This window comes from Mycolicibacterium grossiae (assembly GCF_008329645.1).
Taxonomy (GTDB): Bacteria; Actinomycetota; Actinomycetes; order Mycobacteriales; family Mycobacteriaceae; genus Mycobacterium; species Mycobacterium grossiae.
On the sequence record NZ_CP043474.1, the window covers coordinates 2337056 to 2349748 of the forward strand.

Annotated in this window: 13 protein-coding genes; 6 read left to right on the plus strand and 7 right to left on the minus strand. The window is 69.6% G+C overall.

The genetic code is table 11. From position 1 onward, the window contains the following. Positions 1-85 precede the first annotated feature (85 nt). The 6 genes from FZ046_RS11135 to FZ046_RS11160 all read right to left on the minus strand — a co-directional run bounded on the left by FZ046_RS11135 (position 86) and on the right by FZ046_RS11160 (position 5676). Positions 86-964 carry a cyclopropane mycolic acid synthase family methyltransferase gene (locus tag FZ046_RS11135; protein WP_070351352.1) on the minus strand — a complete coding sequence of 293 codons (879 nt, stop codon included), beginning with the start codon at positions 962-964 and terminating at the stop codon, positions 86-88. A 122-nt stretch (positions 965-1086) separates the two neighbouring features. Beyond that, entirely contained in the window at positions 1087-1992 is a 906-nt protein-coding gene (locus tag FZ046_RS11140) for an alpha/beta fold hydrolase (RefSeq protein WP_070351353.1), read from the minus strand. Positions 1993-1999: 7 nt separating this feature from the next. Next, positions 2000-3385, minus strand: coding sequence for an ABC1 kinase family protein (locus FZ046_RS11145; protein WP_070351354.1), 1386 nt, complete (start codon positions 3383-3385; stop codon positions 2000-2002). A 59-nt stretch (positions 3386-3444) separates the two neighbouring features. Beyond that, positions 3445-4443 carry an oxygenase MpaB family protein gene (locus tag FZ046_RS11150; RefSeq protein WP_070351355.1) on the minus strand — a complete coding sequence of 333 codons (999 nt, stop codon included), beginning with the start codon at positions 4441-4443 and terminating at the stop codon, positions 3445-3447. Between the two features lie 100 nt (positions 4444-4543). Further along, on the minus strand, positions 4544-5146 hold the full coding sequence (locus FZ046_RS11155) for a DinB family protein (protein ID WP_070351356.1): 603 nt from the start codon (positions 5144-5146) through the stop codon (positions 4544-4546). Further along, positions 5146-5676, minus strand: coding sequence for a DinB family protein (locus FZ046_RS11160; RefSeq protein WP_070351357.1), 531 nt, complete (start codon positions 5674-5676; stop codon positions 5146-5148). The genes FZ046_RS11155 and FZ046_RS11160 overlap by 1 nt, the downstream gene beginning before the upstream one ends. Positions 5677-5737: 61 nt before the next feature. On the opposite strand from FZ046_RS11160, the gene FZ046_RS11165 reads away from it, so the two are divergent. The 5 genes from FZ046_RS11165 (at position 5738) to FZ046_RS11185 (ending at position 10298) form a co-directional block, all read left to right on the plus strand. Next, entirely contained in the window at positions 5738-6691 is a 954-nt protein-coding gene (locus FZ046_RS11165; RefSeq protein WP_070351358.1) for a helix-turn-helix transcriptional regulator, read from the plus strand. Positions 6692-7281: 590 nt separating this feature from the next. Continuing rightward, on the plus strand, positions 7282-7821 hold the full coding sequence (gene rplJ / locus FZ046_RS11170) for a 50S ribosomal protein L10 (RefSeq protein WP_070351359.1): 540 nt from the start codon (positions 7282-7284) through the stop codon (positions 7819-7821). A 48-nt stretch (positions 7822-7869) separates the two neighbouring features. After that, positions 7870-8259, plus strand: coding sequence for a 50S ribosomal protein L7/L12 (gene rplL / locus FZ046_RS11175; protein WP_070351360.1), 390 nt, complete (start codon positions 7870-7872; stop codon positions 8257-8259). Between the two features lie 186 nt (positions 8260-8445). Then, positions 8446-9528, plus strand: coding sequence for an ABC transporter ATP-binding protein (locus FZ046_RS11180; protein ID WP_070351361.1), 1083 nt, complete (start codon positions 8446-8448; stop codon positions 9526-9528). A gap of 14 nt (positions 9529-9542) precedes the next feature. Then, on the plus strand, positions 9543-10298 hold the full coding sequence (locus FZ046_RS11185; protein ID WP_070351362.1) for a methyltransferase domain-containing protein: 756 nt from the start codon (positions 9543-9545) through the stop codon (positions 10296-10298). 90 nt (positions 10299-10388) lie between these two features. On the opposite strand, the gene FZ046_RS27850 is transcribed toward FZ046_RS11185, so the two are convergent. After that, the gene (locus FZ046_RS27850; protein WP_070351363.1) at positions 10389-10595 is read right to left on the minus strand and encodes a hypothetical protein; all 207 of its coding nucleotides are present in this window, start codon (positions 10593-10595) and stop codon (positions 10389-10391) included. A gap of 94 nt (positions 10596-10689) precedes the next feature. On the opposite strand from FZ046_RS27850, the gene FZ046_RS11190 reads away from it, so the two are divergent. Next, positions 10690-12579, plus strand: a complete 1890-nt coding sequence (locus tag FZ046_RS11190; RefSeq protein WP_246182965.1) for a lipocalin family protein — start codon at positions 10690-10692, stop codon at positions 12577-12579. Positions 12580-12693 lie beyond the last annotated feature (114 nt).

Genomic DNA, 12693 nt, shown 5'->3' on the forward strand with positions numbered 1-12693 from the left:
CCCTCGGTGTGGTCGAGGACGTCGGAGAGTTCGCCGGCGCGTGGCGTCCCAGGCTACCCGGGGCCCCTGTGCTCGCCGAAATTCGCTACTTGACCAACGTGAACTGGTTGACGTCGGTGTAGCCCTTGCGGAATGAATCCGCGCACCCCGTCAGGTAGTGCATGTAGCGGTCGTAGACCTCTTCGGACTGCACCTCGATGGCCTTCTCGCGGTTCGCTTCCAGCGCGGCAGCCCACGTGTCGAGCGTGCGCGCGTAGTGCGGCTGCAGCGACTGCTCACGGGTGAGCGTGAAGCCGGCCTTGGCGGCGTGCTCGCCGACGAGGTCGATGGTCGGCAGGTACCCGCCGGGGAAGATCTCGGTGAGGATGAACTTGATGAACCGCGCGACCGAGAACGTTAGCGGGATCTTGCGTTCGGCCATCTGCGGGATGGTCAGCGCCGTGATGGTGTGCAGCAGCATCACGCCGTCGTCGGGCAGGACCTCGTAGGCCTTCGTGAAGAAGTCGTCCCAGCGGTCGCGGCCGAAGTGCTCGAAGGCGCCGATCGACACGATGCGATCGACGGGCTGGTCGAAGTTCTCCCAGCCCTCCAGGCGGATCTCCTTGGTGCGCGGGCTGTCGGAGGCGGCGAACACCCGCTCGACGTGGGCCTTCTGGTTCTCGCTGAGCGTCAGACCGATCACGTTGACGTCGTAGCGCTCGATCGCCCGCATCATCGTGTAGCCCCAGCCGCAGCCGACGTCGAGCAAGGTCATGCCGGGCTCCAGGCCGAGCTTGCCGAGCGCCAGGTCGACCTTCGCGCGCTGGGCCTCCTCGAGCGTCATGTCGTCGCGCTCGAAGTAGGCGCAGCTGTACATCTGGCTCGGGTCGAGAAACAGCCGGAAGAAGTCGTCGGAGAGGTCGTAGTGCGCCTGGACGTCCTCGAAGTGCGGCTTCAGCTTGTCCTTGCGCGTCGTGTTCGCCATGGTCGAACTCGCCTTTCTGGCTCGGCAGAGGCGCGCCCGGAGTCGGCACTGACGCCCCCGCGGCGCTGGTGCGCTCGAAGGGAATGTTACGCGTCGTGGCTTGACAACCACGAATCGCGCCGTCAGGCGGCGTCGGCGAACGTCTTCTGCAACTCCGCGACGATGTCGTCCCACAGCGGCTCGGGGAGTTCGTGTCCCATGCCGTCGAACAGCACCAGCCGGGCGTTCGGGATCGCCTTCGCGATCGCCTTGCCGCCCGAGGGCCGCATCAGCTTGTCGGCCTTGCCGTGGATGACGACCGTCGGTGCGGTGATCCGCTTGTCGTAGTGCAGCAGGCTGCCGCTGCCGGTGATGGCGTTGAACTGCCGCGCGATGCCCTGCGGGTAGTAGGCGCGGTCGTAGAACGCGACCGCGTCGGCGCGCAGCGTCTCCTCCGACGCCGGATAGCCCGGGCTGCCGATGATCCGGCTCACCCGGATGGAGTTCTCGATGATGACGTCGCGCGGCGAATCCGGCGACGGGCCGGTGATCACCGCCAGCAGCTGCTGCGGACCGGGCGGCGGCAGCAATGGCTGATTGTTCGACGAGAAGATCACGCCGAGCCCCCGTGTGCGTGCGGCATGCCGGGCGGCGACGACCTGCGCGATCATCCCGCCCATCGAGCCGCCCACGACGTGGGCGCGCTCGATGCCGAGGTGGTCGAGCAGCGCGGCGGCGTCGTCGGCCATGTCCTCGAGCGTGTACACCGACGGGCTCTTCACCCCGAGGAAGGACCGGACCATGTTGCCGACCTGGGATCCCTTGGTGCGCCGGCCGTCGAAGTGGCTCGACAGCCCGACGTCGCGGTTGTCGTACCGGATGACGCGGTACCCCTGGTCGACGAGTTTGCGGCAGAAGCCCTCCCGCCAGAACGTCAGCTGCGCGCCGAGGCCCATGATGAGCAGGATGGCGGGATCGCCCTCGTCGCCCATGTCCTCGTAGTGGATGTCCAGATCCCCGGACCGGGCCTTGCCCTCGCGAACGTCCATGCGGCCCTCAGACCTCCAACTCGTCGACGGACTCCTCGAGGACGTCCTCGTTGTCCTTGTGCTCCCTGCTGACCTCTACCATGAAGTTGGCGAAGTATCCGGTCAGCTGCGGATCGTTCATCATTTGCCACTTCGGCGCGAGTAGCTTCATGTATCGCTCCACGTAGAGGAACTGCTTGCCGATCAGCACCAGTTCGCGCGGCAGCTTCACGTCGTAGGCGTCGGCGAGCGCGGAGAGCTGCTTGCCGATCTCGGCGTAGCTCAGATCCCCCAGCGACGTCATGGTCAGAGGCGTCGCGAACTTCTCCAGATCCTTGGCCGCCTGCGCCTCCGGCTTCACGGTGCCCACGGCCCCCATCAGCACGACGATCTTCCCCGCAGCGGCGTGGTCCTTCTTGACCAGCAGCGCGTACACCAGTTCGCGCAGCAGCCAGCGGGTGCGCGGATCGATGCGGCCCATGATGCCGAAGTCGAAGAACACGATCTTGCCGTCGTCGTCGACGTACAGGTTGCCCGCATGCAGGTCGCCGTGGAACAGGCCGTGCCGCAGGCCGCCCTCGAACACGCTGAACAGCAACGCCTTCACCAGGTCGACGCCGTCGAAGCCCTTCTTGCGGATCGCGGCGACGTCGTCGATGCGGACGCCGGAGATGCGCTCCATGGTCAGCACGCGCGCGCTCGTCAGATCCCAGTAGACCTGCGCCACCCGGATGTTCTCGCCCAGCGGCGAGGCGTGCATGTGCGACACCCACGCGTCCATCGACTGCGCCTCGAGGCGGAAGTCGAGTTCCTCGGCGAGGTTGTCGGCGAAGTCGGCGACGACGTCCTGGGCGCTCAGGCGCTGGCCGAGCTTGGCGTACTCGACCAGGCGCGCACCGCGCTTGAGGATCTGCAGGTCGGCCGCGACCCGGCGACGGATGCCGGGCCGTTGGATCTTGACCACGACCTCCTCACCGGTGTGCAGCGTGGCGTAGTGCACCTGCGCGATGGACGCCGATGCAAACGGCTCCTCGTCGAAGTGCTTGAACAGGTTCTTCGGATCGTCGCCCAGCTCCTCCTTGAACAGCCGGTGCACGTCCTCCTTCTTCGCCGGCGGCACTCGGTCGAGCAGACTGCGGAACTCGCGGCTGAGCGGCTCGCCGAAGGCGCCGGGGCTCGAGGCGATGATCTGACCGAGCTTGACGTACGTGGGGCCGAGGTCGGCGAAGGTCTGAGGCAGCTGCTTGACCACCTTCTGCTGCAGCGAGCCGCGACCCACGAGGCTGGAAACGACGCGAGCACCGGTCCGGGTGACCTGCCACCCGGTGGCGCCGACGCGCGCGACCTCGAACGGGAGCGGCACCCGGTCCAGCTTGGCTACCTCGCGGTGGGGTGTGTTCCGCGTAGTACTCATGACTGCAGTGTCTCAAAAGCCGCGAAGACGCCAAAAATCCGTGTGCACCAGGTCACAGGTCAGGCGAACTCGCGCTCGACCTCCGCGCGGGTGCGCACGGGGTCGTCGCCACGCACGTAGGTCGGCACGGTGTGCGGAGCCAGCGCCGGGTCGACGCCGTCGGCGACTCGGCCGCGGGCGGCGACGAACTCCGGGGTGGGGCCCGCCGCCGCGTGCAACCCGTTGATGGTGGCCCAGACGGCCGCCCGCCGGGCCGTCCGCTCGACGACGTTGGGGGAGCGGTGCCCGATCAGCTGCTTGGCGAAGCGCGGCATGGTGTCCCGGATCGCCCAGTCCACCGCGCTCTGCGGCATCGGCAGGTGATGCCCGGTGGCCATCGCCGCGCCGTGGGTCAGTGCCAGCCGTGGCACGTAGGAGGTCAGGCAGTCGAGCGTCTCGGCCTTCGTCGTCGGTAGGTCCGTGCCGCCCAGGGCGTGTCCGACGCGCACGAACTCGCCGTAGTAGCGGTCCAGGTCGCGACCTCGCAGCGGCTGCGGGTGGTACATCTCGTGCGCGGTCGCCAGGCCCCAGACGACGGTGGCGTAGTTCCACCGCAGCCACTCGGGATCGGCGGCGTCGTACGGCGCGCCGTCGGGGCGGACGCCCTTGATGGTGTGGTGCATGGCGCGCACCGTCTGCGCGAGCCGTTCGGCGGTGGCGGTGGAGCCGTAGGCGGTGCCGATGAAGAAGGCGATCGAGTGCCCCAGCCGGATGGCCGCGCCCTCGGGATCGATGCGCGGCGGGCGGGTGTCGTCCCCGGTGCGCCGAACCAGCCGCGAATGGTGCACGCCCATCCAATAGATCGAGGGGTCGAGGCGCTCCAGGTAGGCCGCGCACTGCAGGCCGAAGATCAGCGCCTGCAGGTGGGAGTGGACGTGCCAGACGGCGCTGGCGGGACCGAACCAGCCCGGGTCGCCGACGGGCCCCGCGAAGTCCATGCCGCGGAAGTAGTGCCGCCGCACGGTGCGGTCGAACTGCCGTGACAGCGTCTGCTCGAGCATTTGATGCGGCATCAACACGGCGACCCCTCGCGACGATTTGACTACTGTCGTTGTCAGATTACGCCGCCGCGGCCGCGCCGGGGAGCGTTCGGCGCGGCCGCCCGGTGGCCGGCGTCCGTCAGCCGCCGATGGGCTGCTTGCCCCACGGCGTCAGCCACGGCGTCGGTTCCCAGTTCTCCAGACCGGCCAGCAGCTCGTACAGCGTTGCGCCGTCGATGCTTTCGCGGATGACGTCGGCCTGGCCGGCGTGCCGTGCGAGTTCCTCGATCATGTGGAAGAACACCCAGCGCACCGACCACGCCGGCACGTCCTTGGGGAACCACGGAACGTCCTGCGGGATCGGCACGGCCGCGTTCAGGTCGCTGGTCTCCACCAGTCGCAGCGTCTCGGCGTTCTGCGCGTCGAAGCGGGCGAGCACGTCGGCCAGCGTCTCGTCGTCGCGCATCGTGAACTCATCGGCCCACTGCGCCTGCTGCTCCTGCGGCGATTGCTCCTCGATGAAGAGGTCCGGGGCGGCCTCGACCCGTCGCATCCAGCTCCGCTGGCAGCTGGTGACGTGCTTGATCACCCCGCCGATCGAGAGCGCGCTGACCGACGGCGTCGAGCGGGCCTGCTCGTCGGTGAGCCCGAAGGCGATGGCATGGAACGCGTACTGCTGGGCCTTGACGTACTCCCTCAGGCCGGCGCGCTCGTCGGCGATGGGCGGGGGCATGGCGGACATCAGTTCTCCTTCTGGTGGGTGTGTACGTACAGGTCGCGGAGCAGGGCGATCTCTGCTCCGTGGTGGATCACCTCGCGGTTGATGTGCAGGACGAGGGCGGCCATCGGGGCGTCGGCGTATCCGCCCTCGGCCGGGCCGCACGGCGTCCAGAGATCGTCGTCGGTGAGCCCGCGCACGCCGGCGGACCAGCCGGCGTACGCCACGTCGAGTTGCGCGAGGGCGGTTGCGGCGGTGGTCGCGTACGGCCAGGTGGAGTAGTCCGCGGGCGGTCCGCCGAAGTGGTCGTGCGTCCGCGCGCCGAAGACGCCGACGATGACGTGGGCGAGTCGCCACGCGATCGTCGTGACGGGGTCCGGGCGTGGCGGCGGGTGCGCGAAGTCGATGCCGCCGTCCGGGTGCACCGTCGAGCAGTGCGGCACCGGCTGCCAGAAGTACTCCTCGTCGGACAAGCCGTCCAGCCGCGGACGGAGTTGCTGGGTCCAGTGCCATTCGAGTTGTTCGGCCAGTTGGGTGACCACGTCGGCGCTCATGGGATGAGCCTCGCACCCGCTTAGGACCGTTTCGGTCCTATGAGTGCGGGAGACTCGTCGCATGTCCGAAACGACCGGCCGGGTGCTTCAGCTGCTCGGCCTGCTGCAGTCCCGTCGCGTGTGGTCGGGCGCCGAACTCGCCGAACGGCTGGGCGTGACGGGGCGCAGCGTGCGCCGCGACGTCGACCGGCTGCGGGACCTCGGCTATCCGGTGCACGCCAGCAAGGGGCACGGCGGGGGCTATCGGCTCGGTGCGGGCGCCGCGCTCCCACCGCTGCTGTTGGACCCCGAGGAGGCCGTCGCCATGGCCGTCTGCCTGCGCGTCGCCGCGGGCGGCAGTGTCGCCGGGGTGGGGGAGTCGGCACTGCGCGCGCTGACGAAACTCGACCAGGTGATGCCGGCCCGGCTGCGCTCGCAGGTGTCGGCCGTGCACGAGGCCACCGTGACGCTGACCGGCGGCCAGGACCTCGACGTCGTGGAACCGGACGTCCTGATGACGCTGGCGCGCGCCAGCCGGGATCACGAGCACGTCACCGCCGACTACGTCGACATCCGGGGAAACGCGACGCACCGCCGACTGGAGCCCTACCACCTGGTCACGACCGGCCGGCGGTGGTATCTGCTGGCCTACGACCGCGACAAACGGGACTGGCGCAGCCTGCGCCTGGACCGCATGACCGACGTCCGCGCGGTCGGGACGACGTTCGTGGCGCGCGAGGCGCCGGACGCGGCGAGCTACGTACGACGCTCGATCAGCTCGGCGGCCTACCCGTACGTTGCCCGGGTGCGCTATCACGCACCCGCCGAGGTCATCGCGCGGTCGTTCTCGGCGGCGTCGGTCGACATCGAGGCCGACGGGGCAGACGCCTGCATCATGACCACCGGCGCCAGCGACCCGGCGCTGATGGTTCCGTGGCTGGCGCTGCCCGGGGTCGACTTCGAGGTACTCGAGCCGCCCGAGGTCGCCACGGCCGTGGGGGAGGTGGCGGAGCGGTTACGCCGCGCCGCGGGATGACCGGCGGCGGTTGTGGGCGGCGTCGTGCAGTCGGAGGCGCAGCAGCAGGAGGCCGCGGTGCGCTTCGAAACCCAGCGACAGCGGATCCCGCCGCTTCGGCTTCGACCTGTGGGAGGGCCTGGGTGCCGTGTGGTGTGCGTTCACGATGACTCCACTGTGACAGGCGATCGGCGCCCGGACACCGCACCGACGGCGGACGTCGTCCGTCGATGACGTGAATTGTCGTCCTCCGAGGTCGACGCCCGGTCGACGGCGGTTCACGGTCTGGTCACGTCGCCCGGTGGTTCGAACACCTCCGGTGATTCGTGCACGACGGACCGCGGTGAGCGCGGCGGAGCGTGCACGAATAGCGCGTTTTGGCTGATCGAGGGGCGAGCCGCTATTGTGGTCGGCGTTCCACCAAAGACCGTCGGTCACCGAGCAATCGGTTGAAGGTTCCGGGATTCCCGGGCGGCCCACGCAGGAGGACGAGGCCAGTACGCACGACGTACTTCTTTTGCGCCCCGACCGGTCTGCGTCGGGGCGTTCGTGTTTCTCCGGGTTCTTCGCTCCGTCGGTGGTGGACGTCCAACCATCACGAGGAGGCAAGCATGGCCACGGCTGACAAGGCCACCGCGGTCGCCGACATCGCCGAGAAGTTCAAGGAGTCGACGGCCACCGTCGTCACCGAGTACCGCGGCCTGTCGGTGGCCAATCTTGCCGAGCTGCGCAGGTCGCTGGGTAACGACACGACCTACACCGTCGCCAAGAACACCTTGGTGAAGCGTGCAGCGAGCGAGGCCGGCATCGAGGGTCTCGACGAGCTGTTCGCGGGACCGACCGCCATCGCGTTCATCAACGGCGAGCCGGTCGACGCTGCCAAGGCGATCAAGAAGTTCGCCAAGGACAACAAGGCCCTGACCATCAAGGGCGGCTACATGGACGGTCGCGCGCTGACCGTCTCCGAGGTCGAGCGCATCGCCGACCTCGAGTCGCGCGAGGTCCTGCTGTCCAAGCTGGCAGGCGCCCTCAAGGCCAAGCAGTCCCAGGCCGCGGCGCTGTTCGCAGCACCCGCGTCCCAGGTCGCGCGCCTGGCCGCAGCTCTGCAAGAGAAGAAGGCCGGTTCGGGCGAGTCCGAACCCGCCGAGTGAACCACCCCCGCAACCCGAGAACCCCGTAAGTAGGAAAGGACCATTCACATGGCCAAGCTCAGCACCGACGAACTGCTCGACGCCTTCAAGGAGATGACCCTCCTCGAGCTCAGCGAGTTCGTGAAGCAGTTCGAGGAGACCTTCGACGTCACCGCGGCCGCCCCGGTCGCCGTCGCCGCTGCCGGCCCCGCCGGTGGTGCGCCCGCCGAGGCCGCCGAGGAGCAGTCCGAGTTCGACGTCATCCTCGAGGGTGCCGGCGAGAAGAAGATCGGCGTCATCAAGGTCGTCCGCGAGATCGTCTCCGGCCTGGGCCTCAAGGAGGCCAAGGACCTCGTCGACAGCGCGCCCAAGCCGCTGCTGGAGAAGGTCAACAAGGAGGCCGCCGAGGACGCCAAGGCCAAGCTCGAGGCCGCCGGCGCGTCGGTGACCGTCAAGTAGTTCAGCTTTTGCCACCTTCTGGCAAAGCTTCCCGTGGGGTCGATCCGGTGACGGATCGACCCCACGGTCGTCTCCGGGATCCCCGTTCGCCGTATGGTGTTCTGCGAACTGGCACGTAGGCTACAGTGACTCAAGCCACAGGCGGGTGCTGTGTGCTGGCAATGACTCTGCGGAAGGATCGCACGCGTGGGCATCGGTATTCAGGTTGAGGGGCTGACGAAGTCCTTCGGGTCCCAGCGAATCTGGGAGGATGTCACCTTCGACCTGCCCGCCGGTGAGGTCAGCGTGCTGCTGGGCCCGTCGGGTACCGGCAAGTCGGTGTTCTTGAAGTCGTTGATCGGGCTGCTGCGGCCGGAGCGCGGCAAGATCATCGTCGATGGCACCAACATCATCGAGTGCTCGGCCAAGGAACTCTACGAGATCCGCACGCTGTTCGGCGTCATGTTCCAGGACGGCGCCCTGTTCGGCTCGATGAGCCTGTACGACAACACCGCCTTCCCGCTTCGTGAGCACACGAAGAAGAAGGAATCCGAGATCCGCAAGATCGTCATGGAGAAGCTGGATCTCGTCGGCCTCGGTGGCGACGAGAACAAGTTCCCCGGTGAGATCTCCGGCGGTATGCGCAAGCGCGCCGGCCTGGCCCGCTCACTGGTGCTGGATCCGCAGATCATCCTCTGCGACGAGCCCGACTCCGGTCTGGACCCCGTCCGCACCGCCTACCTGAGCCAGCTGCTGATCGACATCAACGCCCAGATCGACTGCACGATCCTCATCGTCACGCACAACATCAACATCGCCCGCACGGTGCCGGACAACATGGGCATGTTGTTCCGCAAGCACCTGGTGATGTTCGGCCCGCGCGAGGTGCTGCTGACCTCGGATGAGCCGGTGGTCCGGCAGTTCCTCAACGGTCGCCGCATCGGTCCGATCGGCATGTCCGAGGAGAAGGACGAGTCGACGATGGCCGAGGAGCAGGCCATGATCGACGCCGGCCACCACGACGGTGGTGTGGAGGAGATCGAGGGCGTGCCGCCGCAGGTCATGGCCACCCCCGGCATGCCCGAGCGCAAGGCCGTCGGCCGCCGCCAGGCCCGCGTGCGCGACATCATGCACACCCTGCCGCCCGCCGCGCAGGAGGCCATCCGCGCCGACCTCGAGGGCACCAACTCGCACGCGACCAGTGGCAACGGCTCGAGCAACGGGGACACCCGGCACCGCACCGAGGACGACGCCCCGACCGCGTCCATCCCGGTCCAGCGCGAGGCCTGAGTCCCATCTCGGCCATGGCCGGGGGTGAGCGATCCGCGGTACTGAACCGCGTCCGCGAGCTGCTGTCGGCGCCGGCCTCCGAGGTCGACGGCTACCTCGACGTCCTCGGTGTCGACCGGGTACCGCAGACCACCGCGCAGCGGCTCATGGGGTCGACGCTGCTGCCGCGGATCTACGAGCGGCTGTGGCGGCCCGTGCTGTTCTTCGGCTTCACGATGCGCAACACCGCCGACGAGGAACGGCTCAAGCAGCGCCTGCTCGACGTCTCCGCGGGCGACGCCGTGCTCGACGTCGCCTGCGGCCCCGGCAACACCACGCGCTCGTTCGTCGACCGGGTGGGACCGGCCGGGCTCGCCGTCGGCGTCGACAGCTCGGCCACCATGCTCGCCCGCGCCGTCGCCGACTCACCCGCCGAGGCGCCGGTGGGATACGTGCGTGCCGACGGCGCCGACCTGCCCTTCGGCGACGGCACGTTCGACGCCGTCAGCTGCTACGGCGCGCTGTACCTCATGGACGACCCGTTCGGCGCGCTGCGCGAGATGCTGCGCGTGCTCAAGCCTGGCGGCCGGATCGCAGTGCTGACCACCTGCGCCCGCGGGCCCGCGCCGGTCCGGCGGGCGGAGGTGGCGGTATCGCACGTCGCGCCGCTGCGCGTGTTCGACACCGACGAGGTGACCCGCGTCCTGCGCGACGCGGGCCTGGTCGACGTGACACGGCATGTCTCCGCGGCGTCGCAGACGGTCGGCGGGCGCCGGCCGTCGGACGCGTGAAACGGACGTATTCCTGACGTCTGCGTCAGCGCGGTGTCCGCCCGCGCCGCGGACGCGCTACATTCCGCTCGTGTGGTCCAGACGGGGGCTCTACGGGTTGGCGACCGTGGTCGCCGGAGGCTGCATCGCGCTCGGCGCCGGACACGGGGTCGCCGCCGCCGACGAGGGCGGTGGGTCATCGGCGTCCTCGGATTCGAAATCGACGTCCGCGGGATCGTCGGTCGGGTCGTCACCGGGAGCATCGGCAGCAGGGGCGTCGGCAGCAGGAGCGTCGCCGGCGACTGTCTCGTCGAGCATTGTGTCCGCCACTCCTTCGGGTTCGGAGTCTTCGGGTGCGGGGCCTGCAGAACCGGCAGCGTCACCGGCGTCCGCGGAGGCCGGCCGCGGGGGAGTGGCGAGCGAGGCGTCGGCCCGCGTCGACGGGCCGACGACGGCGGTCAGCGCCGCCACCGTCACCGTGCGCCGCGACGACGCCGAAACCTCGACGTCCTCGAGCACCCCGGCGGCCGGCGTGGATGCCGAGCCCGTCACCGAACCCGACGCCGCGCCACCGGCCGAGAAGCCGGTCATCGCACCCGTCGCCGCCGAGGAGCACGTGCCGGCCACCCAGCACGCCGCCGAGCCCGGCGACGCTGCGCCCGCCGCGGTCGCCGCATCCGAGCCCGTCGACGTCATCACCGTGGCCGCCACGACTGCCACGGCCGCCCGGTCCGCCGCCGCGGCACCCGCGGCCGCGCCGACCGCGTCCGCCCGGCCCGCACCGGGCCCCGTGGCGACGGCGATCATCAGCATCCTGTCGATCTTCGGCCTGCTGCCGAACGGCCCGCCGGTGCCCGTCGACGTCGTCGGGCTTCCCGTGCAACCGCAGCCCGGCACGTCGGCCACCGCGGGCGTCACCGGCGTCGTGGTCGGCAGTTCCAGCGTGGCGATCCCGGTCGGGTCGTCGACCTACACCGGCGGCGCCGACTGGTACTTCCCCACCCAGGCCGACGGCACGGTGCGCGCGCAGGGCGTGACCTGGCTGCAGCACGGCTTCCTCGGCTCGCGGACCTGGTACTCCGCGCTCGCGCAGCAGTTGGCCCAGCAGACCAACAGCGTCGTCGTCGTGACCGACGTCCCCTCCTTCGGCTTCTTCACCTGTGGTGGCTGCACGCTGAACTCGTCGGCTCTGCAGCAGGGCGTGGCGACGCTGTTCGCCGATCCGGATCGCGCCGCGTTGACCGCGAGCGCCGCCGCAGCGGGCTACCACGGCGTGCTTCCCGAAAGCTTCGTCCTCGCGGGGCACTCGGCCGGCGGCGGCCTCGCCACGGCCGCCGGCGGCTTCTACGTCGACGCCGTGCCGCCGAACGATGGCCGGCTCCTCGGCGTGGTGATGTTCGACGGGGTGTCGTCCAACGGCACCTTCGCCGACGCGGTGACCCGCCTGACGGCCCGGAACATCCCGGTGTACCAGATCGCCGCGCCGCCACAGCCGTGGAACGCCTTCGGTCAGACCACCAAGGATCTCGTCGCCGTGCGCCCCGGCGCCTTCGTGGGGACGGTGCTGGCCAACGGGTCGCACGTGGACTCGCTGATCGGCGGGTCGCCGATCGTGGACTTCGTCAGCCAGCTGCTCATCAGGCCCTCGCCGCCCGGCAACACGCAGGCGGTGTACACGCTGGCCACCGGATGGATCAACGACATGTACGCCGGCCGCGGGCCGGCCGACGGCGTGTACGGCACCTACGGCCAGCCCGGTCAGTACGTCACGCTCGGCCAGGCGGCCGGCGTCGTGCTCGGGCCGCCGCCGGTGGTGGACGTCGCGTCCTATCTCGGCACCTGGTACGAGGTGGGCAGCGTCAAGCAGTTCTTCTCGTTCGGCCTGGTGAACACGACCGCGCGCTACGACGCCAACCCCGACGGCTCCATCCGCGTCGAGAACTCCGGCGACGTCCTCGTCGACGGAGGACCGCCGGTCCGCATCGTCGGCACGGCGCTGCCGGTGGACGCCACCAACGCCAAGCTGAACGTGACCTTCTTCGGGCCGCCGTCGGCCACGCCGCCGGGCAACTACTGGATCGTCGACCTGGCGCCCGATTACCGATGGGCCGTGGTGACCGACTCGAGCGGTGGCAGCGGCTTCCTGCTCAGCCGCACGCGGACGGTGTCCGCTCAGCTGTACCGCGAACTGCTCGACCGGGCGTCGGTCGCGGGCGTCACGGGGCCGATCACCCGCACCGCGCAGCCGGCCGCCGAGCGCGAGGTCACCGCGGGCGCGTCGCCGCTCGTCGCAGTTCTCTGACCCCAGCGGCCACGCACCGAAGTCGACCCGAGGGGTTTGCGGCGACACTCCACAGGCAACAGGGCCTTAAGTCTTGACGGAAGGGGCTGCAGGGGCCACTCTGTTGGGCAGCAT